Annotated in this window: 21 protein-coding genes; 12 read left to right on the forward strand and 9 right to left on the reverse strand. The window is 65.4% G+C overall.

Annotation, left to right across the window (positions count from 1 at the left end):
• Nucleotides 1-422 (reverse strand): leucine zipper domain-containing protein (locus J2S97_RS14495; protein ID WP_307050610.1); only part of this gene is annotated, 422 nt, incomplete at its 3' end.
• Between the two features lie 110 nt (nucleotides 423-532).
• Complete coding sequence (locus J2S97_RS14500; protein ID WP_307050611.1) at nucleotides 533-1,468, reverse strand: ketopantoate reductase family protein; 936 nt, start codon at nucleotides 1,466-1,468, stop codon at nucleotides 533-535.
• Nucleotides 1,469-1,745: 277 nt separating this feature from the next.
• Here J2S97_RS14500 and urtA point away from each other — a divergent pair, with 277 nt between their 5' ends.
• From urtA to J2S97_RS14530, 6 genes are all read left to right on the forward strand, one after another.
• The gene (urtA, locus tag J2S97_RS14505; protein WP_307050612.1) at nucleotides 1,746-3,011 is read left to right on the forward strand and encodes an urea ABC transporter substrate-binding protein; all 1,266 of its coding nucleotides are present in this window, start codon (nucleotides 1,746-1,748) and stop codon (nucleotides 3,009-3,011) included.
• 46 nt (nucleotides 3,012-3,057) lie between these two features.
• A complete protein-coding gene (urtB, locus tag J2S97_RS14510; protein WP_307050613.1) occupies nucleotides 3,058-3,942 on the forward strand; it encodes an urea ABC transporter permease subunit UrtB in 885 nt (294 codons plus the stop codon).
• Nucleotides 3,939-5,111: an urea ABC transporter permease subunit UrtC gene (gene urtC, locus J2S97_RS14515; RefSeq protein WP_307050614.1), complete on the forward strand. Its 1,173-nt coding sequence runs from the start codon at nucleotides 3,939-3,941 to the stop codon at nucleotides 5,109-5,111. Before urtB ends, urtC begins: the two co-directional genes overlap by 4 nt.
• Nucleotides 5,108-5,911 carry an urea ABC transporter ATP-binding protein UrtD gene (gene urtD / locus J2S97_RS14520; RefSeq protein WP_307050615.1) on the forward strand — a complete coding sequence of 268 codons (804 nt, stop codon included), beginning with the start codon at nucleotides 5,108-5,110 and terminating at the stop codon, nucleotides 5,909-5,911. The genes urtC and urtD overlap by 4 nt, the downstream gene beginning before the upstream one ends.
• Nucleotides 5,911-6,603, forward strand: a complete 693-nt coding sequence (urtE, locus tag J2S97_RS14525; protein WP_307050616.1) for an urea ABC transporter ATP-binding subunit UrtE — start codon at nucleotides 5,911-5,913, stop codon at nucleotides 6,601-6,603. Before urtD ends, urtE begins: the two co-directional genes overlap by 1 nt.
• Nucleotides 6,604-6,869: 266 nt before the next feature.
• The gene (locus J2S97_RS14530) at nucleotides 6,870-7,256 is read left to right on the forward strand and encodes a hypothetical protein (RefSeq protein WP_307050617.1); all 387 of its coding nucleotides are present in this window, start codon (nucleotides 6,870-6,872) and stop codon (nucleotides 7,254-7,256) included.
• A 47-nt stretch (nucleotides 7,257-7,303) separates the two neighbouring features.
• On the opposite strand, the gene J2S97_RS14535 is transcribed toward J2S97_RS14530, so the two are convergent.
• Nucleotides 7,304-10,792 carry a DEAD/DEAH box helicase gene (locus J2S97_RS14535; RefSeq protein WP_307050618.1) on the reverse strand — a complete coding sequence of 1,163 codons (3,489 nt, stop codon included), beginning with the start codon at nucleotides 10,790-10,792 and terminating at the stop codon, nucleotides 7,304-7,306.
• Nucleotides 10,793-10,970: 178 nt separating this feature from the next.
• Between J2S97_RS14535 and J2S97_RS14540 the strand changes: the two genes are divergently transcribed.
• The 3 genes from J2S97_RS14540 (at nucleotide 10,971) to J2S97_RS14550 (ending at nucleotide 15,958) form a co-directional block, all read left to right on the forward strand.
• A complete protein-coding gene (locus J2S97_RS14540) occupies nucleotides 10,971-11,906 on the forward strand; it encodes a DMP19 family protein (RefSeq protein ID WP_307050619.1) in 936 nt (311 codons plus the stop codon).
• Between the two features lie 365 nt (nucleotides 11,907-12,271).
• Nucleotides 12,272-13,912, forward strand: coding sequence for a glycoside hydrolase family 68 protein (locus J2S97_RS14545; protein ID WP_307050620.1), 1,641 nt, complete (start codon nucleotides 12,272-12,274; stop codon nucleotides 13,910-13,912).
• A gap of 87 nt (nucleotides 13,913-13,999) precedes the next feature.
• Nucleotides 14,000-15,958, forward strand: coding sequence for a glycoside hydrolase family 32 protein (locus J2S97_RS14550; RefSeq protein WP_307050621.1), 1,959 nt, complete (start codon nucleotides 14,000-14,002; stop codon nucleotides 15,956-15,958).
• Here J2S97_RS14550 and J2S97_RS14555 read toward each other — a convergent pair.
• The 4 genes from J2S97_RS14555 to J2S97_RS14570 all read right to left on the reverse strand — a co-directional run bounded on the left by J2S97_RS14555 (nucleotide 15,931) and on the right by J2S97_RS14570 (nucleotide 19,961).
• Nucleotides 15,931-16,905: a carbohydrate kinase family protein gene (locus tag J2S97_RS14555; RefSeq protein WP_307050622.1), complete on the reverse strand. Its 975-nt coding sequence runs from the start codon at nucleotides 16,903-16,905 to the stop codon at nucleotides 15,931-15,933. The two genes, J2S97_RS14550 and J2S97_RS14555, sit on opposite strands and share 28 nt — an antisense overlap.
• Nucleotides 16,906-16,980: 75 nt before the next feature.
• The gene (locus tag J2S97_RS14560) at nucleotides 16,981-17,775 is read right to left on the reverse strand and encodes an ATP-binding cassette domain-containing protein (RefSeq protein ID WP_307050623.1); all 795 of its coding nucleotides are present in this window, start codon (nucleotides 17,773-17,775) and stop codon (nucleotides 16,981-16,983) included.
• On the reverse strand, nucleotides 17,772-18,818 hold the full coding sequence (locus J2S97_RS14565; protein ID WP_307050624.1) for an ABC transporter permease: 1,047 nt from the start codon (nucleotides 18,816-18,818) through the stop codon (nucleotides 17,772-17,774). Before J2S97_RS14565 ends, J2S97_RS14560 begins: the two co-directional genes overlap by 4 nt.
• A gap of 24 nt (nucleotides 18,819-18,842) precedes the next feature.
• A complete protein-coding gene (locus tag J2S97_RS14570) occupies nucleotides 18,843-19,961 on the reverse strand; it encodes a substrate-binding domain-containing protein (protein ID WP_307050625.1) in 1,119 nt (372 codons plus the stop codon).
• 164 nt (nucleotides 19,962-20,125) lie between these two features.
• Between J2S97_RS14570 and J2S97_RS14575 the strand changes: the two genes are divergently transcribed.
• The 3 genes from J2S97_RS14575 to J2S97_RS14585 all read left to right on the forward strand — a co-directional run bounded on the left by J2S97_RS14575 (nucleotide 20,126) and on the right by J2S97_RS14585 (nucleotide 22,448).
• Nucleotides 20,126-21,121 carry a LacI family DNA-binding transcriptional regulator gene (locus J2S97_RS14575; RefSeq protein WP_307050920.1) on the forward strand — a complete coding sequence of 332 codons (996 nt, stop codon included), beginning with the start codon at nucleotides 20,126-20,128 and terminating at the stop codon, nucleotides 21,119-21,121.
• Between the two features lie 70 nt (nucleotides 21,122-21,191).
• Nucleotides 21,192-21,485, forward strand: a complete 294-nt coding sequence (locus tag J2S97_RS14580; RefSeq protein ID WP_307050921.1) for a putative quinol monooxygenase — start codon at nucleotides 21,192-21,194, stop codon at nucleotides 21,483-21,485.
• Nucleotides 21,486-21,602: 117 nt separating this feature from the next.
• The gene (locus tag J2S97_RS14585; protein ID WP_307050626.1) at nucleotides 21,603-22,448 is read left to right on the forward strand and encodes a VOC family protein; all 846 of its coding nucleotides are present in this window, start codon (nucleotides 21,603-21,605) and stop codon (nucleotides 22,446-22,448) included.
• Between the two features lie 66 nt (nucleotides 22,449-22,514).
• Here J2S97_RS14585 and J2S97_RS14590 read toward each other — a convergent pair whose 3' ends face one another.
• Together J2S97_RS14590 and J2S97_RS14595 are read right to left on the reverse strand one after the other, a co-directional pair.
• Entirely contained in the window at nucleotides 22,515-25,130 is a 2,616-nt protein-coding gene (locus tag J2S97_RS14590; protein WP_307050627.1) for a GH32 C-terminal domain-containing protein, read from the reverse strand.
• 230 nt (nucleotides 25,131-25,360) lie between these two features.
• Complete coding sequence (locus J2S97_RS14595) at nucleotides 25,361-26,587, reverse strand: pyridoxal phosphate-dependent aminotransferase (protein ID WP_307050628.1); 1,227 nt, start codon at nucleotides 26,585-26,587, stop codon at nucleotides 25,361-25,363.
• Between the last annotated feature and the right edge of the window lie 123 nt (nucleotides 26,588-26,710).

Raw genomic sequence — 26,710 nt, forward strand, 5'->3', positions numbered from 1 at the left:
TCAACGTGGACCAGATCCCCGGGGTGAGCGTGCTCGTAACGGCGGATGACCCTCCCGGTGCCCCGGTCGAGCCAGGTCAATCTTGCCAGGTGGTAGCGGGACAGAACCCGATGCACGGTGGACGGGTGAATGCCCAGCAGATAGCCGATTCTCGCAGGACCCCACCTGCGGTTCACACGCACGGAGATAATCCGCCGCTCAGTCCGCGTCGCCGTGCGCCGGGGAGAGAAATGCGGGCGGCTGGAGCGGTCCTCCATCGCCTCCGGGCCGTACTCGCTGTAACGCTGCGCCCAGCGTGCGGCCGTCGGGACCGAGACCTGAAACCGCTCAGCTGCGCGACGCAGGCTCCAGCACTGGTCAACGACACATTGCGCGAGCAATAGCCGGCCACGGGGCGTCAGAAGAGCGTTAGGGTGGGACATGAAGACCTCCGTGCGTGGAATTGGACTCTAGACAAGCCCCACTCCACCCGGAGGTCTTCTTCATGTCACCAAACCACGCCGAGCGTCACTAACGTACGTGGTCAATACAGCTAGCTGGCTGCGGCGTGAACCCTGAGTTGCATCAAGGCCAGGTCGATCAGTGGTGTGCCGGCTCCGAGGAGGCGTGCGCGACGAGTGAAGTCGCCCAGCAGGTGTTCCGTTTCGCCGGGGAGTCCGGCGATGACGTCGCGGTAAAGGGAAGATGTGAAGGTGGAGCCCGGCTGGGTAAGCAGGCCCACGGACATGTCGACTTCGTGGTCCGGCACCGGATAGCCGGCCGCGGCTGCGACGGCACCGGCCTCGGCCAGGACGGAGTGCACGAATTCCGTGCCGCCGGGTACCGCGACAATGGCGCCCACCGGTCCCCGCATCAGGCAGGTCACGGCGCCTGCGGAGACGATGAAGACCCATTTGTGCCACATGGACGCCAACGCGTCCGCCGTGGCCGAGGCCTTGAACCCGGGCACCGTGAAGAGCTCCACCGCCCGCAGGACGCGGTCCGTCGGCGGGCCGTGCTGTTCGCCGACCGTGAGTGTCGCCAGCGGATTCATCTGCAGGATGTCACCGTCGGCAGTCACGGTAGTGACCACCTTGACGATCCCGCCGAGGACCCGGTCGGCGCCGAAAGCGGTCTCAAGCGCTTCCATGTGGGCCATGCCGTTGAGGAACGGAATGATGACTGTCCCGGGCCCCGCGGCCGGCGCCACGTCAGCCAGTGCCTGGGGGAGGGCGGAGGCCTTCACCGTTACCAGCACCAGGTCGTAAGGGCCGTCGAGGCCTGCCGCGGTGACTAGCGCAGGTTCGATCACGTCCTCCTGTCCCAGCCCGGTGATCCTGAGACCCCGCCGGCGCAGGGTGGCGGCCCGCCCCTCGCGGACCAGGAAGGTCACGTCCCGGCCGGCCTGCGCCAGGCGCGCGCCGAAGTATCCGCCGGTGGCACCGGCTCCGACAACCAGGATCCTTTGGTCATTCGGCTGGCTGGTCATTCTGCTCCTTAGCGATTGTGTCGCCATCATCCCCAAGATGACGGTGGAAACGTTTCCTACAGGTTAACTTTCCAGCCTGACATTCCGCCATTCTGTCAGCGGACCTACCGTCGCTGCGCTCCCGCGCCAGGGACGAGGTCCGGTCCGAAATGGTACGGAAACGAACCATCATGCGTGCGGAAACAATTCGCTCCTAGATTGAGCCCGAGGGGTCCCCGTCAGGATCCTGGAGACCAGCCGCTGCCGCGAGGCAGCGCGGAGCGAGAAGCAGGTAAACATGAGGGTTTCAGTAACTACGCGCGCTTTGATCCCCCTGGCCGCGGCCGCGATGGTGACCGCCCTCACCGGCTGCGGAAGCCAGATTTCGGACCCGGCGTCCGCCAATTCCACCGCCAGCGGCGGCAGTTCCTGCGTCGACACATCGGGCAGCAGCGTCAAAGTGGGATTCATCAACTCGCTTTCCGGCACGATGGCCATCAGTGAAAACACCGTCTTCGATTCCCTGAGCTTGGCCGCCGAGGAAATCAATGCCGCCGGCGGCGTCATGGGCAAACAGCTTCAGGTGATCAGTGAAGACGGCGCCAGCGAGCCCACAAAGTTCGCCGAACGTGCCGGGAAACTGATCCAGCAGGACTGTACGGCCGCGGTCTTCGGCGGCTGGACCTCCTCCAGCCGCAAGGCGATGCTGCCCGTCTTCGAAGCCAACGACGCACTGCTGTTCTACCCGGTTCAGTACGAAGGGCTTGAGGCTTCCAAGAACATCTTCTACACCGGGGCGACCACCAACCAGCAGATCATCCCGGCGCTGGACTACCTTGCTGAACAGGGCACAAAATCCATCTTCCTGGTGGGCAGCGACTACGTGTTCCCCCGCACTGCCAACAAGATAATCCAGGCCTACGCCGCCGCGCACGGAATGGAGGTCCTCGGCGAGGAATACGCCCCGCTGGGCTCCACGGAGTTCTCCACGATCGTGAACAAGGTCCGTGATTCCAAGGCTGACGCCGTATTCAACACCCTCAACGGCGACAGCAACGTGGCCTTCTTCCGGCAGTACAAGAGCGTCGGCCTGACCGCCGCGTCAATGCCCGTGGTCTCGGTTTCCATTGCGGAAGAGGAAGTCCCCGGCGTCGGCCTGGAAAACGTGGAAGGGCAGCTCACCGCCTGGGACTACTACCAGACCTTGGACACGCCGGCCAACAAGAAGTTCGTCGCCGCATTCAAGGCGAAGTTCGGAGCCGAGCGCGTGACCAGCGACCCCATGGAAGCGGCTTACACGTCGCTGTACCTGTGGAAGGCCATGGTGGAAAAGGCCGGCTCTTTTGAGGTGGACAAGGTCCAGGCGGCTGCCGGCGGAGTGTCGTTCGAGGCCCCCGAGGGCACGGTCACGGTGGACGGGGAGAACAACCACATCACCAAGACCCCCCGCATCGGAAAGATCAACTCCGAGGGCCTGATCGAGACGGTCTGGTCTTCGCCGGCCGCCGTGGAACCCGATCCGTTCCTGGCCAGCTACGACTGGGCCAAGGACCTGGGCAAATAGCCGCTTCCACCGCCCCTGCAGAAACCCGGAGGAAAGGCCCGCTGGAATGGAACTGCTGATAGGACAGATGTTTGCCGGACTCAGTCTCGGCTCGGTGCTGCTGCTGGCCGCGCTGGGGTTGTCGCTGACCTTTGGCCAGATGGGGGTCATCAACATGGCCCACGGCGAGTTCATGATGGCCGGTGCGTATACGGCCTTCGTGGTGCAGCGGAGCATCTCCGATGCGGGCGTCTCGCTACTCGTTTCCATCCCGCTGGGCTTCCTGGTGGGCGGTTTGCTGGGGCTGGTGCTGGAGGCTGTGCTCCTCCGGCGGATGTATCACCGGCCGCTGGATACTCTGCTGGTCACGTTCGGGGTGGCGATTATCCTGCAGCAGGCCGCCCGGGACATCTTCGGCGCTCCCAGCGTGGATGTCCGGGCACCGGCCTGGCTGCAGGGCAACATCGAACTGCTGGGAGCACCCATTCCGCTCACCCGGCTGTTCATCCTGCTGCTGTCGCTGCTCTGCCTGGCGGGCCTCGTGCTGGTCCTCAAAGCGACGCCGCTGGGACGCCGCATCAGGGCGGCGGTACTGAACCGCGACCTGGCCGAAACGAGCGGTATTTCCACCCGGCGCACGGACCAGCTGACCTTCTTCATCGGCTCTGGCTTGGCCGGGGTCGCGGGTGTTGCCGTCACCCTGATCGGGTCCACTGGCCCGTACCTGGGCACCAACTACATCGTGGACGCCTTCCTAGTGGTGGTGGCCGGGGGAGTCGGCCAGATCAAGGGGGCAGTCATCGCCGCCTTCGCGCTGGGCGTCCTGCAGTCCGTTTTTGAATTTTCGACGACGGCGAGCATCGGCAAAGTGCTGATTCTGGTGCTGATCGTGGGTTTCCTGCAGCTCCGGCCGCAGGGCATCTTCAGCCTCAAGACAAGGAGCCTGACATGAGCACTTTCCTACAGTCCCGTTGGGGTGTCCTGACCGGCTTCGCCGTGGGTGCGGTGCTGCTGCTCGTGCTGGCTCCCACCGGGCTGTCGGTATTCAACCTCGCCCTATTAGGGAAGTTCATCTGCTTCGCGATCGTGGCCGTGGGGATCGGACTGGCATGGGGGCGTGGCGGCATGCTGACCCTGGGCCAGGGGGTGTTCTTCGGGCTCGGCGCCTACATCATGGCCATGCACCTCAAGCTGGCGGACGCCTTCCTCTTCGGCGGGTCCGGCGTACCGGATTTCATGTCCCTGTACGGCAGCGGCGAGGTCCCCGGGTGGTGGGAACCGTTCCGGAGCCCGGTGGTGACCCTCATCGCCGTCGTCCTTGTTCCCGGGCTGGTGGCGCTGGTCCTGGGTCTCGCCGTCTTCAAACGGCGCGTCAAGGGAGCATATTTCGCGATCCTCAGCCAAGCACTTGCGGCCGCCTTCGCAGTTTTCCTGATCGGCCAGCAGGCCACCACCGGTGGGTCCAACGGCCTCAGCGGCTTCCGCTCTTTCTTCGGCTTCGACCTGAAGGACCCCTCCAACAAGCTCATGCTGTATTCGATTGCCGCTGTGGTGCTGCTACTTGCGGTGGGGACGTCCCGGCAGCTGATGAACAGCCGGTTCGGCGAACTCCTCATCGCAGTCCGCGACCAGGAGGAACGGGTCCGGTTCCTGGGCTACGACCCGGCGACCATCAAGACGGTGGCCTACGTGATCGCAGCTGTCATGGCGGGGATCGCCGGTGCCCTGTTCGTGCCCATCGTGGGGATCATCTCACCGGCCGACGTGGGCGTCATTCCGTCCATCGCGTTCCTGATCGGCGTGGCCATCGGCGGCAGGGCGACGCTGCTGGGCCCCGTCCTTGGAGCCCTCAGCGTGGCAATCGCCCAGGCCAGCCTGTCCTCCACCTTCCCGTCGTTCTGGGTCTATTTCCAGGGCCTGCTCTTCGTCCTGGTCATAGGGTTCATGCCCGGCGGGCTTGCCTCGCTGCCGGGGCTCGTCAGCAGGCTGAGGCGGCACCGGGCTGAACAGCACCCGACTGAACAGCGCAAGACTGAACCGGCGCCTCCACGTCCGATCCTGGCACCGGAATCCGCACCCCCTGCAACAGCAACCGAGGTCCCGGAAGAGGCAAGCCGATGACAACCCCCACGCTGCTCCCCGACGGCGACCCGCAGGCCGGCGGCCTTCGCCACGGCCGGCCGAAGTACCTGGAGGTCCGCGACCTCACGGTGGCCTTTGACGGTTTCGTCGCCGTGGACAAGGTCAACCTGAGCGTCACCCAGGGCGACCTGCGGTTCCTGATCGGACCAAACGGGGCCGGCAAGACCACCATCATCGATGCGATCACGGGACTTGTGCCGGCCACCGGGTCCGTGAACCACACGGGCACCGAGATCCTGGGCCGCAAGGTCCACAAGATCGCCCGGCTGGGTGTGGGCCGGACCTTCCAGACGGCGAGCGTCTTTGAGAACCTTTCGGTGCTGCAGAACCTGGACATCGCCGCCGGGACCCGGAGGAAGGCCAAGGAACTGCTGAGGCGGCGGAAGGGCATGGACCCGGCGGTGCAGGAAGCCCTGGAGATCATCGGGCTGGACAAGGCCGCGGACAAGCAGGCCGGAACCCTGGCACACGGGCAGAAACAGTGGCTGGAGATCGGCATGCTGCTGGTCCAGAACTCGGACGTGCTCCTCCTGGACGAACCCATCGCCGGAATGAGCCAAGACGAGCGTGACGAAACCGGGCAGTTGCTCCGCCGGATCGCGGCGAGCCGCATCACCCTGGTGATCGAACACGACATGGACTTCGTCCGCGAGTTCGCCACGTCGGTGACCGTCCTCGCAGCCGGCAAGGTCCTGAGCGAAGGCAGCGTGGCCCAGGTGCAGGCCGACAAGAAGGTGCAGGACGTCTACTTGGGCACTGCCGGAATGGAAGGGCACTGATGCTGGAAATCACGGATGTGCAGACCGGTTACGGGCGTACACAGGTCATTTCCGGAGTGACCATCGCCGTCCCAGACGGTTCGCTGGTTTCCATCCTGGGGCACAACGGTGCGGGGAAGACCACGCTGCTGCGCGCCGTCGTCGGGCTTCTCAAACCCACCCGCGGCACCATCACCCTGGACGGGGAGGACATCTCGGCGCTCAGGCCGCACCAGCGGGTGGCGCGGGGCATGGCGTACGTTCCGCAGGGCCAACAGTCCTTCGGGCAGCTGAGCGCCCTGGAGAACCTCCAGTTGGTGGCTGATGGCCGCCGGAACGGAAAGGAACGCGTGGCTGAAGCACTGGACATGTTTCCTGCGCTCACCCCGCTGCTGGCGCGCCGTGCCGGCCTCCTGTCCGGCGGGCAGCGGCAGCAGCTGGCAATCGCCCGGGCCCTGATCACCGAACCTACGCTGCTCATCCTGGACGAGCCCACGGAAGGGATCCAGCCCAATGTCGTGGCCGAAATCCAGGAGACCATCATGATGCTGTCCCGGCGGAGCGGCATGCGGGTCCTGCTGGTGGAGCAGCACATTGGCTTTGCGCTGAACGCCGCCGACAGCTACTACGTGCTGGCCGCTGGACGGGTCAGTTCGCGGGGCACCGGCGGTGCAGAATCCGCGGCTCAAGTGCGCGAAGCGATGCTGATCTGACCGCCCCGCCACAACACGGGTGCGGTGCGCCGGAATGAGTACTCAGCACGGATCCCCGGCACCCCGGGCGGGCGGATTAGAGTACACGCTACTCGTGACGGACCGGAGAGGCAGCGGCTTGAATGGAGCACAGCTAGGTCTCACAGCTTGATTCTGGTCTCTGGGGGTTTTCTCATGTTTGTCTTCTGCAATTGCGGCGGGTCACTTCCGTGCCCTGCGACACTTCCCGGCGTTGCAACGAGCGGCGGCGACCGATGAGCGCGGGGATGGAGTCCGTAGCCATGTTCGCGGGCTCGATGTCCGGGCAGGTGCTGCTGTCCCTCGGCCAGGCGATGGTGGTGGTGTGCGTCTGCTTCGACATGGTGCGTGCCCTGTCCGTGCCCAGGTCGCACCGGCGTTACGTGGCCAGCACCGTTTTCCGCACACTGGCAGTGCCGTCCGTCCTGGTCATGGGCATCAGCGTGCTGGTTGACGCCGCCTTCTGGTCCTGGATGGACGTCGCCATGGGTGTCTTTGTCATGGTGATGATCGTCTTCCGTCTGCACCATGACAAGGACGAGGACAACTGGTGGAAGGGCAAGGGCAAGAAACTCGCCCGCTGGGCCCGGAAGCAGCTCTCGTCCGGAAGGTCCCTGGCGCCCGCTATGGGCTGACTGTCCGGCGTCGGAACGCCGGCAGCCAGCCCTCAGTCGATATCCAGTCAGTCGTTGAACAGGCCGGCCAGGTCCTCGGCCGTCAGGGAACCGCCGGAAAGCGCATCGCCCTCCATCACGTCCGCGAACAGCTGCGACTTCTTCGCCTTCAGGGCCATGACCTTCTCCTCGATGGTGTCCTTGGCAACCAGCCGGTAGACCATCACATTCCGCGCCTGGCCGATACGGTGGGTGCGGTCCACAGCCTGTGCCTCGGAGGCCGGGTTCCACCAGGGGTCCAGCAGGAACACGTAGTCCGCCTCGGTCAGGTTCAGTCCGAAGCCGCCGGCCTTGAGGCTGATCAGGAAGACGGGGGCGGAGCCGTTCTTGAACTCATTCACCACATCGGAACGGTTGCGCGTGCCGCCGTCGAGGTAGCAGAACTCGATCTTCTCCTCGACGAGCCGCTCACGGACCTTGCCCAGGAATCCGGTGAACTGGCTGAAGATCAGTGCCCGGTGCCCCTCGGCCACGAGGTCCTCCAGCTGCTCGAACAGCACGTCCAGCTTGCTGGAACGGACCCCGGACAGTGAAGGGTCCACCAGGGACGCGTCGAGGCTGAGCTGGCGCAGCAGGGTCAGCGACTGGAAGATGGTGAAGCGGTTCTTGTTGACGTCGTCAATGAGGCCCAGGATCTTCTGGCGCTCCCGCTGCAGGTGGGTCTGATACACCTTCTGGTGCCGCGGGTTCAGCACCACCTCGAGGATCTGTTCCTGCTTGGGCGGCAGGTCGTGGATGACCTGCTCCTTGGTGCGGCGCATCATGAGCGGACGGACCCGACGCCGGAGCTTATCCAGCTGCCCCCTGTCGCCGTTCTTTTCCACCGGCTTCTGGTAGTACTCGGCGAACCGCTTGGGGCTGGCGAACAGGCCCGGCGCCACAATCGAGGTGAGGGCCCAGAATTCCATCAGATTGTTTTCCAGCGGAGTGCCGGTGATGGCCAGCTTGAAGGCCGCAGGCAGCTTGCGCGCGCACTGGTACGCCTTGGACTGGTGGTTCTTCACGAACTGGGCCTCATCCAGCACCAGGGCGGCCCATTCCCGGGACGCATACGCGTCGTAGTCGATCCGGAACAGGGCGTAGGACGTGATGACGATGTCCGCACCCGCCATGGCCTCGGCCGGGTCCACGCCGTTCTTAGCAAAGGTCTCGCCGATGGCCCGGACGGTGAGCCCGGGAGCGAACCGCGCCGTTTCGGCTTCCCAGTTGCCCACCACGCTGGTAGGGGCCACGACCAGGAAGGGTGCGGCGCCCGGTACCGCGGCTGGTACGGCGCCGTCGGATGTCATGGCTCCGTCAACACCTGCGCCGTCCGGGACGGCGCCGTCCCGGACCCGGGTGGCTTCCTTCGCGGCGCACATCAGCGCCAGAGCCTGCACGGTCTTGCCCAAGCCCATGTCGTCGGCCAGCACCCCGCCGAGCCCATGCCGGTAAAGGAAGCTCAGCCAGTTGAAACCCTCCAGCTGGTACGGGCGCAGCTCGGCGTTCAGCGTCGCCGGCAGGGGCAGGCCCTTGATGCCGCCCTCGAGCAGCCCGCCTACGGCCTCGCGCCAGGCGGCGGCCTGCTCGTCCACGATGCCCAGGTGAGCCAGTTCGTCCCAGAGGCCGGCCTGGAACCGGCTGATCTGCAGCGGTGCATCCTTGTTGTCCTGGAGGGAACGGGCTTCGTCTATGAGGGCCCGCAGCTGATGCAGTTCCGGCAGGTCCAGGGAGAAGTACGCGCCGCTGGGCAGGAGCATCCGGGTCTCGCCGGCCGCTAGTGCGGAGAACAGCGCGGCGAAGGAAACCGGCTGGCCCTCGAGCGTGATCACAATGCCCAGGTCGAACCAGTCGCGGCTGTCCGTGGCTTTGGTGGAGATGGCCACAATGGGGGCCTCTTCGGCCTCGCGGTAGTCGGCGATGTCGCCCGCGGTGTCCACCACGACGTCCGGGGTGTTGCGGAGCCTCGGCAGGACTTCCTCGGTGAAGGCCAGGGTGTCCAGCCCGCTCAGTTCTGCTGAAGCCGCCAGGCGGGGGGTGCCCCAGCCGCCGGTCGCGGATTCGCCCAGCTTGGGCACAACCTCCCACGGCTGCCCCACGGCCTCGAGGATCCGTGCTTCCGTGGGGTCGTCCCGGTAGCCGTGGTCGCCAGGGTGGCGCCACAGCGGCTGGGCAGTGACCAGGTTCCCGGACGCGTAATGCCATTCCCAGTGGAGCCGCACCTTGTGGTCGGTGCCGTAGTTGGCCAGCAGGGACAGGGTGGGAACGGCCAGTGTGGGCAGCTCCACGGACTCGTCCGACGCCGTGACCCGGGCGGCCTGCTTGAGCTTGGGGTAGAAGCCGGTGAGGAAGCGGGTCTCGTCCCGGGCAGGAATGTGCAGGGTGCTGCCTGCGGTGACGAACGTCAGGAGTTCCTCGCTGAGGCCGCTTTCCAGGGGAGCCAGCGTGATGATCGATCCGGTGCCCACGCCGGGAAGCGCATCGCCTCCGGACGTCAGGAAGATCCCGTGCGCGGGGCGACCGATTGTCCCCACGGACGCCGGATCAACCACTTCGCCTTCAACGGTGATGGTGGGCGCGAGCGTCAGCCCGCCGTCGTCGGGCGTTTTCCCGTTTGCGGCGGCGCCGGCTTCATCCCCGCCGGAAGTGCCGGACCGGGTGAGATTAAGCCCGACGGCGGCAGGGTCCTCCACAAACCGCACGGGTTCCTGGCCGCTGGCGTCGACCAGCGCGACGCCGATCTTCCGTGCCTGGGTGAGAAGGCTCCAGAAGTTCTTTCCGGCGTAGGTGTTCAGGCCCAGCCAGGGCGCGGTGGAATTGTGCTGGCGGTTGGCGAGGGCGGTGTGGGATGCGAGGAACTCCTGCATCCACTCCACGTGCGCCTCGTTGCATTCGCGCCGGTAGTTGAGGTAGCTGAGGGTGTTCCAGGAGACGTCGCCGCGGATCCACTTGCCCTTGGCGCCCATGATCACGGGGCGTGCCTTGAGCTGGCGCACGCTGCGGAGCGGATCACGCCGGCCCGTGTAGGAAAAGTGCGGGGCGGGCTCCTCGATGTCGAACTGCAGGGCCAGCGGGATGCCGTTGGTGGATGGAGTGATCCCTGGCCGGGCAATGAGCGGGCCCAGTGCCTGTTCCCAGTCCGGCATTTCCTGGGCCAGGGGCTCACTGGACAGTCGAGTGGTCTCGGCCGGGGCAAGCAACTGGACGCGGGTGGCCGGGTTGTCCTCTGCAGCGAACAGCAGCGCGGCCACGTGCTTGCAGTCTTTCCGCACGGGGCAGCTGCACACACCAACGGTGCAGCTCCAGCCGCCCGCCTTCCGGACCAGCTTCGCAGTGGTTGAATAGGGCGCGTCCGAGCCGCCGCGGACCTTGCCGAGCATCAGGCCGGTGGCGGCATCGAAGGAAATCCCCGAGACCCGGCTGCCCATGGCGTAGGCGAGCCCGGCCGCGAGGGAGCGGTCGTTGATCGCGGGGGTCTGTATTGCCAGTGCCGCACTCTCGTCCGGTTGGGATGGCATGGTGCGCGCTACTTTCAGCAGGTCAAAAATCTGCAGGTTATCTGATCCATCTTACCGAGCCGGGACAGGCCCTGAAACTTCGCCCAACGTTCAACTCCTCCTCAACCCGCGGACCGGTCCGCGGCATAGCGTGAAAGGGTCCTGAGCACCACCCGCTTTTCAGCAGTGAGGATTTCCCATGAGCACCGGTCAGCCCGCCAGCAAGCACCCCGTTGTCCTGACGATCGAAAGCGCCGAGGCGCCCAACGAGGACGTTGTTGATTCCAACGTGACAGTGGTCAACGCCATGTACGCGGAACTGCTCGACGCCCCGGAAATCGCGCCGAACGCCCTGCGCAGCTACTACGTCGACTTCTACCTCACCCAGGCGCTGGCCGGCGGCTTCGCCCAGTACGTCTTCACGGTGCCGGAGCGCGAAGAGATCGACGCCTACGTCCGCGAAGGCCTGGAAGGCATGGGCGCCGCCGCCCACTTGGCGCTGTTCAACCGCACCGCCGCGGCCTTCGACGCCCTCTCCGAAGACGACGCTGACACCTATTTGGATGGGGACACGCAGCATTTTGACGACGTCGACGGCGGCGATAACATCACCGACGCCAGCACGGACGACAGCAACGACGACGACGGCGGGAGCGCCTCCGCGGAGGCGGCCCGGTCTGCCGAGGCAGTCCGGGAACTCGAACGGCTCGACGACGAATTCGAGTCGCTGCTTGAGACCGAGGACATCCTTGCGCTGAACGCCGCGTGGCTCCGCAGCCAGGAAGGCTTGCTGCTACTGGACGGCGAGCAGCTGGATGTGCACATCGCCGAGCGCGTGGCGCAGATCCCCAACCTGGCCGAACGCCAGGCCGAGGCCGCCGAAGAGGCCCTTGAGAATGCGCCGGAGTTCGAACTGATCATCCGCGAACTCTGCGATATCGCAGGCCACGAACTGCAGAAGATCACCATGGGCGATCCCAACTACGAGCACAACGGCGAAACTGTCCTGGCATGGCACTTCACCACGGACCACGGTGATTTCATCATGGTGGAAGAGGACGAGGAGGCGTACATGATCAGCCCCTCAACCAAGGAAATTGTTGCCGCCGTGGAGTTCGAAGAGGCTGACGCCTAGGCCACTTCCAGGCCTCAAAGCAGCAGATTATCGGGGCTGTCGGACCGGAATTCGGCAGCCCCGACCGTCGAACGTACAAGTAGTCCGCGTGGTGAAGAGAGTAGTACCGATCGGCCGTCCCGGGTAGTCCCGCAGGGTTTGGAGCGACCCTTGACCGCGTCTCCAGCAGCTGTTACACCTATGAGTGCCAAGCGTCTGGGGAAGGCTTGCACCCATGGGGGCCCGGTCATCATGGACCGGGTTGACAACAAAATCCGCCGGATTCCGCCGCTGCCACTGCAGCCAGCGCTATTGGCCGGTATTCGCTCGGCACCTCGCACCGCCGACGCCGTCTTCAAAGCAGTTTCACCTGTGAGGAATTTCCCATGCCCTCTGATCACTCCACCCTGCCCGGAATCAACCTGCCCGGTAGCAGACGAGCAAAAACGCTGGCTGTTCTTGCCACAGCGGCGTCGCTGGTTGCGACGTCGCTTTTAGCGGCTCCAGCGGCAAACGCCAACATTCCCTCTGACCCGCCGTCCAACTCGCAACTGCCTGCGCCCACGCCCGGCTTTGCGCTGCCGACAGTCCATACTCAGCAGGCACATGACCCGGAGGAGAACTTCACGTCGAAGTGGACCCGGGCTGACGCCCGCCAGATCATGGCGCAGAGCGACTCCACCGTGGAAGCGGGCCAGAATTCGATGAGTCCCGCTGTCACCATGCCTGAGATCCCGCGTGACTTTCCCGAGATGAACCCCGACGTGTGGGTTTGGGACACCTGGTCGCTTACGGATGAGGATGCCAATCAGCTCAGTTACAAGGGCTGGGATGTGATCTTCTCCCTCGTCGCCGACCGTCGGGCCGGCTATGGGTTTGATCAGCGCCACTGGAACGCCCGGATCGGCTACTTCTTCCGGAAGACCGACTCGGATCCCTACAAAGACAAGTGGATCTACGGCGGCCACGTGTTCCCTGACGGACAGTCCATCGGCAACACGGAATGGTCCGGCTCAACCCGTCTGGTGGGCCGTAACGAGGTCCAGGTGTTCTACACGGCAACAACCTTCACGGACGTTGCCGAACGCAACGCCGGTGGTGGAGGTGCGCCGCCTGACGCAGCCATTGCCACGGCACTGGGGAACATCGAAGCGGACTCCAGCGGCGTCCGGTTCTCCAGCTTCGAGCACACCAAGCTGCTGGAGCCGGACGGCGTGATGTACCAGACCAAGGCGCAGAATCCCGGCTTTGCCTTCCGCGACCCGTACACCTTCGAGGATCCGGCCCACCCCGGCAAGACCTACATGGTGTTTGAAGGCAACACCGGCGGAAACCGCGGCGGTTACCAGTGCAAGGCCGAGGACCTCGGTTACCAGGCTGGCGATCCCTATGCCGAAACCGTGGAGCAAGTGAACGCATCCGGAGCTAATCTGCAGACCGCAAACGTGGGGCTGGCCGTCGCCGAGAATAAGGAGCTGACCAAGTGGAAGTTCCTGCCCCCGCTGCTGTCCGGAAATTGTGTGAATGACCAAACGGAGCGTCCGCAGATCTTCATCCAGCGTGAAGGCGGCCAGCTCAAGTATTACCTGTACACCATCAGCCACCAGTTCACCTATGCTGCCGGCATGCGTGGCCCCGACGGTGTCTATGGCTTCGTGGGAGACGCCATCCGGTCCGACTATCAGCCGATGAACAATAGCGGCCTGGTGTTGGGCTCGCCGACGGACCTGAACCTCCCGTCAGAGTCCCCGGAGGCTCCGACGCCGAACCAGAACCCGCGCCAGTTCCAGGCCTACTCGCATTATGTGCAGCCGGGCGGCCTGGTGCAGTCCTTCATCGACAACGTTGACGCCCGGCGCGGCGGAAGCCTCTCGCCAACGGTAAAGATCAACTTCCGCAACGGCGTTTCCGAGGTGGACCGGACGTTCGGTCTCAACGGCCTTGGCCCGTTCGGATACCTGCCAACCAACGTGCACGTCGGCCCCCGCGGCGACCGCAGCGGGAACACGGAGGTGCGTCCCCTGTAAAATTGAATGAAATCAGACCAGCATGCTGAACGCCGGCGCCGGCTTGAACCCGGCGCCGGCGTTCGTGCATCACGATGATCGGTGGACATGTCACTCAGGTTTCTTCCCAACAAACTCACGCCGCGCGCCCTCTGGGCTGCGGTGGCCGCTGCCGCTGCCCTGGTGCTGGTGGTCGTGGCCATAGTGGTGGGAGTGGGGTCCCGGCCGGCCCCGCCGAGTCCGGCCGACGAAGCGCTTGCTGACGTGGCCAAGGCGCAGTCGGAAGCGAAGGAGTCCAAGGGCCGCTACGGCTCGTTCTGGCTGGCCGGGGGAGACCGCAGCCTGGAGCGCCTCGCGCATCCGCTGCGGACCGACGGCGTCTCTGATCTCCGCACCATCGAGTGCTCCGACGGCTGGGTGGCAGCAGCCCGCGTGGGGGAGGACGTCTATGCGCGTTCCAGCGTGCGGGACCAGGTTGCGCTGGCGGGCTCCGCGGATATTCCACGGCCCGACTGCATCACTCCCGAAGCTGTGAACGCCATGCTGGCCGACCTGGGCGCCGGACCGCAATTGCCCGGGCCTGCGGCTTCGGCTTTCGAACGGCCGGACGGCGCCTCCGGCTACCGGCCCAGCTACCACATCACGCCCCGGGAAAACTGGATGAACGATCCCCAGCGGCCCTTCTGGCTCGATGGCCAGTGGCACTACTACTACCTTTACAACTCCGGCTACCCCGAGGAGAACGGCACCGAGTGGTATCACCTCACCAGCACCGACATGGTGCACTGGAAGGACGAGGGCGTGGCCATTGAAAAGTACAAGAACGGCCTCGGCGACATCGAGACAGGCAGTGCGGTGGTGGACCACGGGAACTCCGCAGGGTTCGGCAAGGACGCCGTCATCGCGGTCATGACCCAGCAGGACGAGGGCGTGCAGCGGCAGTCGCTGTTCTATTCCACCGACAAGGGGTATTCGTTCAAGGCCTATGACGGCAACCCGGTGATGGACAACCCCGGGGAGCAGCACTGGCGCGACCCCAAGATCATCCGCGATGAAGCCAACGACCAATGGGTCATGGCCCTGGCGGAGGGCGGGAAGATCGGACTGTACGCCTCCTCCGACCTGAAGGAATGGCGCTTCCTGTCCGGTTTTGAGCGTGAAGGCCTTGGGATTCTTGAATGCCCCGAACTCTTCCAGCTCGACGTCGACGGCGATCCCGCCAAGCGGACATGGGTGCTCGCCGCCAGCGCCAATGGCGCCGAGGAGGGAAAGCCCACCGGCGTTGCCTACTGGACCGGGACCTGGGATGGCACACGGTTCACGCCGTCGGAAGAGAAGCACCAGTGGCTCGATGACGGCTCCGATTTCTACGCCGCCGTGACCTGGGACGACCCGCGGCTCACGGAAAGCCAGCGTATGGGTTCCCGCCACGCCATCGCTTGGCTGAATAACTGGGCCTATGCGCGAAAGCTGCCCACGGACGACTGGCACGGGGGCACCGATACGTTGGTCAGGGACATCCGGCTGAAGACCGTCTCCGGAAAGCCCACGCTGGTCTCCACACCGACCGGAGCACTGCGGTCACTGGAAGGCGACACTGTCACCGTGCAGGACCGGAAACTGACGCCGGACGGTGCTGCCGATCTTCCCGGGCCCGACGGCGGGGCGTACCGGCTTGACCTCACGCTCGAACGCGGGGACGGGGACGACGGCTCTGAGGCCAAGGTGGAACTGCTGGCCGATAACGGGGTCTTCGCCACAGTCGGTTATGACTTCGAATCGGAAACCGCCTTCGTCGCCCGGGACGGCGCAGCCAAGGAAACCGCCGGACTCGCACCCGACTACGGCACGGTCCGGCGGGCGGAATCCGCTCCCCGCGACGGCAAGGTCCAGCTGACCATCTATGTGGACTACAGCTCCGTTGAGGTGTTCGTCAACGGCGGGGAGAGGACCCTGACGTCACTGGCGTTTCCCGCGGGCGCTCCCAAGGGCCTGAAGGCATTGACCAAGGACGGGACGCTGACGCTGAAGTCCTTCAGCTACACGCCGATGGCCGCCGCGTCCTGAGCCACCCGGTCCTGAGCCACCCGGTCCTGGGCCGCCCGAAGCTCGTCGAGGGTGGGCGGGTTGGCGCCGGGGCGGCTCACCGTGATGGCGGCCGCCGCCGATGCTGTCCGGCCGATGGACTCAAGCACGGATGGGGCCAGGCCGGCGGTGCCGCGCATCAGGAGACCCAGGATCAGGGCGGCCATGTACGAGTCGCCGGCGCCGATGGTGTCCGCCACGGCGGTGCGCACAGACGGAATGTGGAGGCTGCCCTCAGCCGCGCGGAGCAGTGATCCTTCGGCTCCGGCCGTGATGACGGCCAGTCCGGTGCCCAGGGCCAGGATCCTCTCCGCGGTCTGCTCCAGGTCCTGTCCCGGGTACAACCAGCGGGCATCTTCGTCGCTGAGCTTGACGACGTCGGTCAGGGGGACGAGTTCCTCGAACAGGGATTTCGCTTCACTGTGGCTGCCGAGCAGCGCCGGCCTGATGTTGGGGTCATACGTGACCATGCAGTCCCGGTGTGCCTGCTCCAGCAGGGTCCGGACTGCGGCGGCGCCGGGTGAGAGGAAGGTGGCGATCGAGCCGGTGTGCAGGACCTTCGGGAAAAAGGCCGGCGCCAGCGGCTCGAGCCGCCAGTCAATGTCGAAGACGTAGCTGGCCGAACCGTCCGCGGCGATCGTGGCCGTTGCCGAGGCGGTGCGTTCGAGGGAACGGGCCCCCGGCAGCAGCACCACTCCCGCGCCGGACAGGTGGGCTTCGATCGCAGCCCCGCGGGCGTCGTTGCCGATCGCCGTTAGCAGCCCCGTGCTGACTCCCAGCCGGCCGAGCCCGTAGGCGACGTTGGCCGGCGAGCCGCCTGGGTGCTCCACGACGCCGTCGGGACGGCTGACGACGTCGATCAGCGCCTCGCCGACGACGATGACGTCGAGGCTTTCGGCAGGGGAGGAGTGCGAACCGGGGTTGGACATTGGATCTCTTTCGTGAAGGCGTCCGCGGACCGGTGATCCGGTCCGCGGACGGAGTTGGGGGTTACTGCGGGGTGTTTAGGCCGTGGCCGCGCCGGTCATGATGGCCACCGCGTCCGTCATGCTGTGTGACTGCGGCGTGATGGTGGCCGCGCACTTGCCGAGGCGCTGGATGTGGATGCGGTCCGCGACGTCGAACACGTGCGGCATGTTGTGGCTGATCAGGATCACGGGGAGCCCGCGGTCGCGAAGGTCGCGGACTAACTTCAGGACCTGGTTCGATTCGCGCACGCCGAGCGCCGCCGTCGGCTCGTCCAGGACCACCACCTTGGACCCGAACGCCGCTGCCCGGGCCACCGCCACCGCCTGCCGCTGGCCGCCGGAAAGGTTTTCCACCGGTACCGTCACGTCCTGCAGCGTGGAAATCCCCAGCCGGTTCAGTTCTTCCTTGGCCTTGCGGCGCATGCCCTTGGTGTCGAGGACGCGGAAGATCTTGCCGAGCGGGCCGGGCAGGCGTTCCTCCCGGCCCAGGAACAGGTTAGAGGCCACGTCCAGGGCGGGCGAGACGGCCAGGTTCTGGTACACGGTTTCGATTCCGTGCACCCGGGCGTCCTGCGGCCGCTTGAAATGGACCTGCTGTCCGGAAACCATCAGCTCCCCGGAGTCCGGGATCTCGGCGCCCGTCAGGCACTTGATCAGTGTGGACTTGCCCGCGCCGTTGTCGCCGATGACGGCCAGTACTTCGCCGGGGTAGAGGTCCAGGCTGACTCCGTCCAGGCCAACCACCCGGCCGAATGTCTTGACCAGGTTACGGGCCTGGAGGATCGGCTGGCGGGTTTCCGGTTTGGCGGGCTGCATGTCTGTTGCGGTCATGACTTGACCTTTCGGATCCACTGGTCAACCGACACAGCGATGATGATCAGGATGCCAACGGCGAGCGTCTGGTACAGCACATCCAGGCCGGCCAGCGAGAGCCCGTTGCGGAACACGCCCACAATGAGCGCGCCGAGGAGGGATCCCCAGACTGAGCCGCGGCCGCCGAACAGGCTGGTCCCGCCGATGACGACGGCGGTGATGGAGTCCAGGTTCAGGTCAACGCCGGCGTTGGGGCTGGCGGCGTTGGTCCTGCCGATCTGGATCCAGGCGCCGATGGCCAGGACGGCCCCGGCAGCAAGATAGACGCTCATGAGGACGCGGTTAACCGGGATGCCTGCGAGCCGGGCGGCTTCCTTGTCATCGCCCACGGCGTACACGTGCCGTCCCCAGGCTGTCTTGCCGAGGATGAACGCGACCGCCACGTACAGCAGCAGCATCATCACCACGCCGGTGGAGATCCGCACCGGACCCACCGGGAAGGTGCTTCCCGTCCAGGTGAGCAGGGCCGGCATGCTGGAGCCGCGGACCGTGGACCCGGAGGAATACAGCAAGGTCAGGGCGATGAAGATATTCAGGGTTCCCAGCGTCACGATGAACGGAGGGAGCCTGAACCTTGTCACCAGGAAACCGTTGAGCGCGCCGGCGGCCAGGCCGATGACGAGTCCGGCCAGCAGGGCCAGCGGCCCGGGGATCCCGTTGCCGACGGCCAGCTGGGCCACCACCATGGAGGCCAGGATCATCACGGCGCCCACGGAGAGGTCGATGCCTGCGGTGAGGATGATCAGTGTCTGCGCGATGGCCAGGGTGCCGACCACGGCCACCTGCTGCGTAATCAGCGACAGGTTCTCCACCCGCAGGAAGCGGTCGTTGAGAAGTCCGAAGACGACCACGGCCACGAGCAGGACGATGGCCGGGCTGAGGGCGGGGTAGCGGTGCAGGACGTTGCGGATCCGGCTGAGGGTTGTCTGGCGGTCCAGGAACTCCTCGGCCAGGTCAACGTGCCCCGCGCCGGGCGGTCCCGCGGTTTTTTGCTGTGTCACTGTAGCTCCTGTCACGGTTCCGGACTACTTGCCCCAGCAGATCTGGGAAGCATCCGCCGTCGAAATGCTCTTTACGCCGGAGGCGGCCTTGTCCGTCACCAGCTCCACGCCGGTGTTGAAGAAGTCCAGGCCTTCCGAGTTGGACGGCTTGTTGCCGGTCTTGGCCAGGTCCACGATGGCCTTCACGCCCAATTCGGCCATCTTGACCGGGTACTGCTGGGCAGTGGCGCCGATGACGCCGGACTTGACGTTGTCGACTCCGGTGCAGCCGCCGTCGATGGAGACCACCAGGACGTCCTTTTCCTTGCCGGCGGCCTTCAGCGCCTCATATGCTCCGGCGGCTGCCGGTTCGTTGATGGTGTATATGACGTTGATGTTCGGGTTCTTGGACAGCAGCGTCTCCATCGCTGTGCGGCCGCCGTCTTCGGCACCCTGGGAGGCCTGGTTGCCGACGATTTCGTATTCGCCGCCCTTACCGCCGGTGTACTTGCCGGACTTGGCCTCGTCCCCGTTCTTCTTGGCGTCTGCGGTGTCGATCCCGAGCCCCGTCAGGAAGCCTTGGTCGCGGTTGTAATCCACGGATACCACCTTGTCGTCGAAGAGGTCCACGAGCGCGATCGTGGCCTTCTTGCCGTCAAGTTGCGCGGCAGTCCACTTGCCGATGAGCTCCCCCGCGGCGAAGTTGTCCGTGGCGAACGTGATGTCCACGGCGTCGGCCGGGTCCGGCGGGGTGTCCAGGGCGATGACGAACAGGCCGGCTTCGCGCGCCTTCTTGAGCGCGTCGACAACCGATGGGCCGTTGGGGGTGATCAGGATGCCCTTGTCGCCCTTGGAGATGGCGTTTTCAATCGCCTGGATCTGGGTGTCCTCGTCGCCGTCGGCCTTGCCGGCTGCCAGCTTGAGGTCCACGCCGCCGGATTCGGCGGCCTTCTTGGCGCCGTCCTGCATGGAGACGAAGAACGGGTTCGAGGTGGTCTTGACGATCAGGGAGACGCCGATCTTGTCCGACGACGAACCGCCGGTGGAGCCGGTGGAGGAGGTGTTTCCGCCGCACGCCGTCAGGCTGAGCGTGCCGAGGGTCAGGACGGCGCCGAGGGCGAACAAACGGGTTGCGACGGACCGTGGTGCTGTGGAACTCAACATTGAATCTCCTGTTTCCGTGGCACGGGTTGTGCCTGACAACGATGTCATGGAACATGTAACCAAGCTCACAACGTACAGTCAAGGGATAAATAGACAATGAAGGACGAGGTTTGACAACGATGTCTAATCGTTACCAATCAGAAGTCGCCAACGGGCGGCCCACGATGCGCCATGTGGCGGCGCTTGCCGGCGTTGGCATCAAGACGGTGTCGCGCGTCATGAATGACGAACCGGGCGTTTCCGAGGCCACGAGGCGCCGCGTCCTCGGCGCCTCGCAGCAGCTCAATTACCAGCTGGACATGGCAGCGGGCAGCCTGCGGCGGACAGGCCGGCGAACGCTGAGTATCGGGCTGGTACTGCCCAGCGTGTCCAACCCGTTCAGCGGAGAAATCCACCGTGCGCTCGAAGACGCCCTCGCTGCACGCGGCATCGCAGTATTTGCTGCCAGCCTGGACGACGACCCCCAGCGCGAGAAAGCCCTCGTCGCAGCGTTCCTGGGCCGACGTGTGGACGGCCTGGTGCTGACGCCGATCGCCAAAAGCCAGGCGTACGTCATTCCCGAGCATTCACGCGACCTGCCGATGGTCTTCATTGACCGCGAACCAGTAGGGATCGAAGCCGATGCCGTGGTGACGGACAACGCCGTGGGCGGTGCAAAGGCCGCCGCCCACCTGCTGGCGCGCGGCCACCGGAAGCTCGCCTACCTGGGCGACCGTACCGAAATCCAGACCGCAAGGGAGCGGCGGCGGGGATTCCTGGAGGAGCTGGGGCGGGCGGGGGTCGCGACGTCGGCCGTTCCGGTCCGTGAAGGGCTGCATGACGAGGAATCAGCAAGGCTGGCTGCGCGGGAGCTCCTGGCCTCCGACGACCCGCCCACGGCGATCTTCTCCAGCCAGAACCTGATCACCTTCGGCGTGATGCGGGCGCTCAAGGAGCTCGGTGCCAACAAGCGCGTGGCACTCGTGGGGTTTGACGACTTCACGCTGGCGGACATGATGGAGCCGGGAATCACGGTTATTGCCCAGCACCCTGAGCGGATCGGCAAGCTCGCGGCGGAGCGCCTGCTGGCCCGCATCGACGGAGACCGGACCGCTCCCGCCACGTACGTGGTGCCCTCCGAGCTCATCGCTCGGGGGTCCGGCGAAATCGCACCCGCCTGAGAGCCGGCGTCCTTCCGGCCGCCTTTCGCACAGCAGTCCCACAGCCAACCCATCCTTGAAAGGGATCATGATGACCAAAACCCTCTATGCCGAATTCACGGTCAAGCCCGGCAGCGAAGCCCGCGTGGCAGAGATGATGCGCGAGCTCACCGAAAAAGTCCGCGCCGAGCCGGGCAACGAGCTGTTCCTGCCCTGCACGCGGGAGTCCAACCCCAGGGAGTACTTCGTCTTCGAGGTGTACCGGGACGATGCCGCGTTCCAACAGCACATCACTGCAGACTACGGTGCGGCCTTCAACGGGGAGCTGGCGCACCACATCGAAGAGGATGGCTCGGTCCTGACCTGGCTCCAGCGTGTCGGCTGAGAGCCCGTTGGCATCCGCCGGTTGACGGCCACTGGCTACTAGCGCCTCGGAGAGCCCTCGGGTTGTTATCCCGGAGGAACGTTGCCGGATCCGGCCGGGATGCCTAGGGTCGTGTGCATGGAAAGACTTCCTGATGTGACCGGCCGGACATATCCGCCAGGTGTCCCGTCCTGGGTGGACACCGAGCAGCCTGACGTAGATGCTGCCATCCGGTTTTATGGCGGGCTGTTCGGGTGGGAATTCGAAGAAGCCCTGGCTCCCGATGGACATGGCAGGTACGCCGTGGCCACGCTCAACGGCCAGGAAGTCGGAGCGGTCGGCGGTCCACGCAATGGGCCCGCCGCGTGGAATACCTATGTGGCGGTCGATGATGCTGATGCCGCCGTGCGGCACCTTGTGTCTCTCGGAGCGGCTCTTCAGTTGGTGCCGGCTGAAAGCGGGGCCGGCGGCGTGCGGGCGGTGCTGACCGACCCTGAAGGCGCCGGCTTCCGGTTGTGGCAAGCAGGGGCGCGGCCAGGCGCCCAGGCGGTCAACGTGCCCGGCAGTTGGAATTTCAGTGACCTTCACACAGCTGACATCACAGCGGCAACGGGCTTTTACGCCGCCGCATTCGGCTGGCAGTTCGACAACCTGGATTACGGGACGATGATCCGAAGGCCGGGGTACGGCGACCACTTGGAGGCCACCGTGGACCCTGACATCAGGGCACGGCAGGCCGGGGACTTTACTCCTGCAGGCTTCGAGGACGCGGTTGCCTGGGTCATGCCGGCGGATCCCAATGAACCGGCGCATTGGCACGTCTCGTTCACGATCGCTGACCGGGACCAGACAGCAGACCTGGCCGAGCGCCTCGGAGCCACCGTCCTTCAACGGTACGACACCGATTGGACACGCTCGGCACGGATCCGCGACCCCTGGGGAGCAGAGTTCACAGCGAGCCAGTTCACGCCGCCGTCGGGCTGATTCCGGAGAGCGGGCCCTGCCGGTGGTCGAGCCTGTCAACATCAGACGGGCTCGACCACCCCGGGTCTACCTCGTGAACATCGACCCTGCCAGGGGAGTGACCGTGAGAGCCTTGACCTTCGCCGTGCCGCCCTCGGCGAAGAGCGCCACCTGGCCCGCTCCGGCACCCGGGAACACCTGATCCGTAATAGTGCGCAGGCCGTCCTGGGCGAAGACCTCCACCGATGCCCGGTCCACGTAGATCCGAAGAGTCACGTTGCCGTTGGCGTCGGCGACCACGGGCGCCGCGTCCACCGAGGGAAACAGCGGGTGGAAGCCGGTGTTCCCGGAGTTGCTCCGGTCCACGTAGACCTCACCCGTCGTTGCGTCGTAGCCGATCTCGGTGGATGCTGTTCCGTCGCCCAGGACGGTGATGCCGGACTTCGTGGCCGATCCGGGCGCGAACGTGACATCGATCCGCTGGACATCACCCCACGCTGCGGCCGGAAGCGGGTGGATTCCCGGGGCGATGTTACGGGCCGACTTCTCGCTGTAGGAAGCGCGGGAGGCGAGCTTGTCGACCTGCCTTGCCGCCTTTTGCGTCAGCCGGGGACCGTCGGCCGTTTGGGTGAGGCCAACTTCGCGCGGCAGCGACATTGCGCTGCGCCAGGGGGAGGTGGGGACGAGGTTGGCGTAGTCCCAGTTGTTCATCCATCCGAGCATGACGCGCTTGTTCTGCGGCATGTTGCCGAACGACACCGAGGCGTAATAGTCGCGGCCGTAGTCCAGCCAGTCATAGCCCTGCAGGCGGGGCTTGGCCGGCCGTTCAGAGGCAACGAACTCGTCGGCCAGGATGTGCCCCCAGCCGAACCGGTTGTTGTCCACGATTCGCAGGCTGGCCTGGCGGCCCCTGAACTCAGCGACATTCCACGATGCCCAGTCCAGGACTTCGCTGTTGGTTCCCGTGGCGGAACGGACAACCTGCCCGTCCACCACCAGATTCACTGTGGTTTCGTCGGAGCGGGGGACGGCCGCATGGTCCGTCAGCATGACGTGGTCAAGAGTGAGGTGTCCCCAGCCCCCGGCAGCCTGGTCCACGACCCTCAGCTGGGCGCTCCGGCCGGCGAACTCCGCAACGTCCCAGCCCTTCCAGTTAAGCGCGCCGGCGTTGTCTCCGCTGAGCGTTCTGACAACGTTGCCATCGATCAGGAGCTGGGCTTCCAGGACTTCCCCGGAGTCAGCGGCGCGTTGCCCGCCGCCGACGAGCATGCTCATGAAGTTTCGGGAGACGGTGAAGACCGGGGACGTGAGGGTGCCCTGGCGGTCATCGCCTGGGGCGCCGCCTGCTTCGAAGGTGTTGATCCGTTTGGCCCCGATGAAGTAGTCGCCGCCTGCCGTGGCCGGCTGGAAGGCGGGCTCCAGGTCCGCGGTTCCGGTCCAGCCGGCGTCGGCCAGTGTGCTGCCGTCCGGAACTTCGAAGCCGTTGAACAGCAGGTCTCCGGCCGGGGCATTGTTGTCCAGCTTGTCCGAGATGCGGGGATGCTGTCCGCCGCCCACGAGGAAGTTGATGTAGTCACTGCCGACCGTGAACTCCGGTGAACTCATGGAGCCAAGCGGCCAGTCGCCGTCGTTGAAGGAATTGACCAGCCCGGCCCCGGCGTAGCCGGTGACCTGGTTCTGTCCTCCCAGTGCTCCCTGTGCCGGTGTGTCGGCAAACGGCCCGTTCTTCCAGTTTCCAGGTTCGTTGTTGACCGTCCAGCCGCCGTAACTTCCGTCGTTGAAACCCGCCAGCGGAGTTCCGGCCGGGAGGGAATCCACAGGGTCTGTGGTGTCCGCAGTGAACGTGGTGCCGTCAAAGTCACCGACGAAGTACTGCCCTGCAGAACCGCCCGCTACGCCGCCGGGATTGATGTTCACCACCATGACCCACTTGACGTTGTCCGGGTTTCCGTCCACGGCCAATGGAAACAGGTCAGGGCATTCCCATAGGCCGCCAGTTGCGTTCGCCGGCCCGAAGGAGCTCAGCTCCGTCCAGTCCTTGAGGTTATCGGACTTGTACAGGAGCACCTTGTGGTCCAGCGCCTCCACGGCGGTCATCACCCAGTAGCCGCCGCCGTCGGGGGCGTCGTACCAGAAGACCTTCGGGTCGCGGAAGTTGGCTGAGTTGCGGTTGAGGACAGGGTTCTGGCCGTACTTGGTCCAGGTCTGGCCCTGGTCCAGGCTATACGCCAGGGACTGCGCCTGCAGCCCGCGGTGCGGGGATGCGTCCTTGTAGGCGCTGGTAAAAATCGCCACCAGGGGAGGATTCGTCGCGGTGCCGAAGCCGGAGGAGTTGTTCTTGTCCACCACCACGCTGCCGGAGAAGATGTCCTGCTGTTCATCCGTGGGGATCGCCAGCGGCTGCTCCTTCCAATGGACCAGGTCAGTGGACGTCGCATGCCCCCAGGACATGTTCCCCCAGGTGTTTCCGGACGGGTTGTGCTGGTAGTAGAGGTGGTAGACGCCCTTGTAGAAGACCATTCCGTTGGGATCGTTCATCCAGTTCTTCTCCGGCGAGAAATGGACGGCCGGGCGGTACTGCTCTTCGCCCGGAGTGGTGGCTGCTCCAGCCGGGATGGCCCCGGCCAAGGCGCTGCCAAGGGCCAGGCCCGCCAGTGCCACGGCGGTGACTGCCCGCAAGCCAATGGTTCGTGTTGTGTGCATAGTGCTGAGGTCGCCCTTCATCGCGCGTGCCTTTCCCCCAGAAAGACAACGTTGTCAGTGGAGGGAACGCTAAATTAAGTCCACGAGACAAGTCAACGGACTGCGAAGAAATTGACCGAGGGAGTGGCAGGGCCGCCCGGACAGCGGGGCCGGCGGGGGAGGGGGCGCCGCACCGATGACCGCGGGGGAGTGGGGCGCCGGGGAGCGTGGTGCCTCAGCGGTGCTGGCGTCTAGTCCGCCGCGCTGGTCCGGTAGGAGGCGAGGAACGTGGCGATCCGGCGCACGGCTTCCTCGATGTCTTCGACGGACGGCAGGATGACGAAGCGGAAGTGGTCCGGCCGGGGCCAGTTGAACGCAGAGCCGTGCGAGACCAGGATTTTCTGTTCCCTCAGCAGGTCCAGGACGAACTGTTCGTCGCTCTTGAACGGGTAAAGCTCCGGGTCAAGGCGCGGGAACAGGTACATTGCTCCGGCGGCCGGAACGCATGTCACGCCGGGAATGGCGGTCAGGAGCTTGAGAGCGCGGTCGCGCTGCTCGCGCAGCCTGCCGCCGGGCCGGATCAGTGCCTCAATGGACTGGTAGCCGCCAAGGCAGGTCTGGATCGCGTGCTGTGCAGGCACGTTGGGGCACAGGCGGAGGGAGGCCAGCAGCTCCAGCCCTTCCCGGTATGCCTGCGTGGCGGCGAGCGGACCAGTCACGGCCACCCAGCCGGCGCGGTATCCAGGCATCCGGTAGGCCTTGGAAAGCCCGCTGAAGGTGAGGCAGCAGACGTCTTCGGCCACCGAGGCCGTATGGATGTGTTCGGCGTCCTCGTACCGGATCTTTTCGTAGATTTCGTCCGAGAACAGCACCAGGTGGTGCTTGCGCGCCAACTCGGCAAACTGCTCCAGGATGTGCCGCGGGTAGACGGCCCCCGTGGGGTTGTTCGGATTGATGATCACGATTGCCTTGGTGCGCCTGGTGATCTTTGATTCGACGTCGGCCATGTCCGGCCACCATTGCTCGTCCTCATCGCAGAGGTAGTGCACGGGCTTGCCGCCGGTCAGCGTGACGGCGGCAGTCCAGAGGGGGTAGTCGGGCGCCGGGATGAGGATCTCGTCGCCGTTTTCCATAAACGCCTGCAGGCACATGGAAATGAGCTCGCTCACGCCGTTGCCGATGAAGATGTCCTCGACGCCGATCTGCATCAGGCCCCGGGTCTGGTAATACTGGGAGATCGCTGTGCGGGCCGAAAAGATCCCTTTGGAATCGCTGTAGCCCTGCGCCCCACGCAGGTGGTGGATCATGTCCACCACCACGGACTCCGGGGCCTCCAGGCCGAACGGCGCGGTGTCGCCAAGGTTCATCTTGAGGATCCGGTGCCCTTCGGCTTCCATCTCCTTTGCTGCCTGGAGGATGGGCCCGCGGAGTTCGTAGCGGACATTCTGGAGTTTGCTGGAGTGCTGCATCGGACGCATGCTTGATCTTTTCACAGCGCCGGACGAGCGGCACCGCCTGCGTCGCATTCCCGGCCCGTTGCCGCGGCGGTCTACACTGTGGGCAGCGTCCTTGAAGCAGCCCGGGGGATTTTTTTCTGTGTC

Source organism: Arthrobacter oryzae (genome assembly GCF_030812315.1).
Taxonomy (GTDB): domain Bacteria; phylum Actinomycetota; class Actinomycetes; order Actinomycetales; family Micrococcaceae; genus Arthrobacter; species Arthrobacter oryzae_B.

What these genes read in the sequence shown, in the direction of transcription:
- J2S97_RS14550 (WP_307050621.1), top strand. Translation starts at nt 14,000, where the DNA reads ATGTCACTCAGGTTTCTTCCCAACAAACTCACGCCGCGCGCCCTCTGG.
- J2S97_RS14570 (WP_307050625.1), bottom strand. Translation starts at nt 19,961, where the DNA reads ATGTTGAGTTCCACAGCACCACGGTCCGTCGCAACCCGTTTGTTCGCC.
- urtE (WP_307050616.1), top strand. Translation starts at nt 5,911, where the DNA reads ATGCTGGAAATCACGGATGTGCAGACCGGTTACGGGCGTACACAGGTC.
- urtB (WP_307050613.1), top strand. Translation starts at nt 3,058, where the DNA reads ATGGAACTGCTGATAGGACAGATGTTTGCCGGACTCAGTCTCGGCTCG.
- J2S97_RS14590 (WP_307050627.1), bottom strand. Translation starts at nt 25,130, where the DNA reads ATGCACACAACACGAACCATTGGCTTGCGGGCAGTCACCGCCGTGGCA.
- J2S97_RS14595 (WP_307050628.1), bottom strand. Translation starts at nt 26,587, where the DNA reads ATGCGTCCGATGCAGCACTCCAGCAAACTCCAGAATGTCCGCTACGAA.
- J2S97_RS14560 (WP_307050623.1), bottom strand. Translation starts at nt 17,775, where the DNA reads ATGACCGCAACAGACATGCAGCCCGCCAAACCGGAAACCCGCCAGCCG.
- J2S97_RS14585 (WP_307050626.1), top strand. Translation starts at nt 21,603, where the DNA reads ATGGAAAGACTTCCTGATGTGACCGGCCGGACATATCCGCCAGGTGTC.
- J2S97_RS14540 (WP_307050619.1), top strand. Translation starts at nt 10,971, where the DNA reads ATGAGCACCGGTCAGCCCGCCAGCAAGCACCCCGTTGTCCTGACGATC.
- J2S97_RS14555 (WP_307050622.1), bottom strand. Translation starts at nt 16,905, where the DNA reads ATGTCCAACCCCGGTTCGCACTCCTCCCCTGCCGAAAGCCTCGACGTC.
- J2S97_RS14580 (WP_307050921.1), top strand. Translation starts at nt 21,192, where the DNA reads ATGACCAAAACCCTCTATGCCGAATTCACGGTCAAGCCCGGCAGCGAA.
- urtA (WP_307050612.1), top strand. Translation starts at nt 1,746, where the DNA reads ATGAGGGTTTCAGTAACTACGCGCGCTTTGATCCCCCTGGCCGCGGCC.
- J2S97_RS14545 (WP_307050620.1), top strand. Translation starts at nt 12,272, where the DNA reads ATGCCCTCTGATCACTCCACCCTGCCCGGAATCAACCTGCCCGGTAGC.
- J2S97_RS14535 (WP_307050618.1), bottom strand. Translation starts at nt 10,792, where the DNA reads ATGCCATCCCAACCGGACGAGAGTGCGGCACTGGCAATACAGACCCCC.
- J2S97_RS14530 (WP_307050617.1), top strand. Translation starts at nt 6,870, where the DNA reads ATGGAGTCCGTAGCCATGTTCGCGGGCTCGATGTCCGGGCAGGTGCTG.
- urtD (WP_307050615.1), top strand. Translation starts at nt 5,108, where the DNA reads ATGACAACCCCCACGCTGCTCCCCGACGGCGACCCGCAGGCCGGCGGC.
- J2S97_RS14575 (WP_307050920.1), top strand. Translation starts at nt 20,126, where the DNA reads ATGCGCCATGTGGCGGCGCTTGCCGGCGTTGGCATCAAGACGGTGTCG.
- urtC (WP_307050614.1), top strand. Translation starts at nt 3,939, where the DNA reads ATGAGCACTTTCCTACAGTCCCGTTGGGGTGTCCTGACCGGCTTCGCC.
- J2S97_RS14500 (WP_307050611.1), bottom strand. Translation starts at nt 1,468, where the DNA reads ATGACCAGCCAGCCGAATGACCAAAGGATCCTGGTTGTCGGAGCCGGT.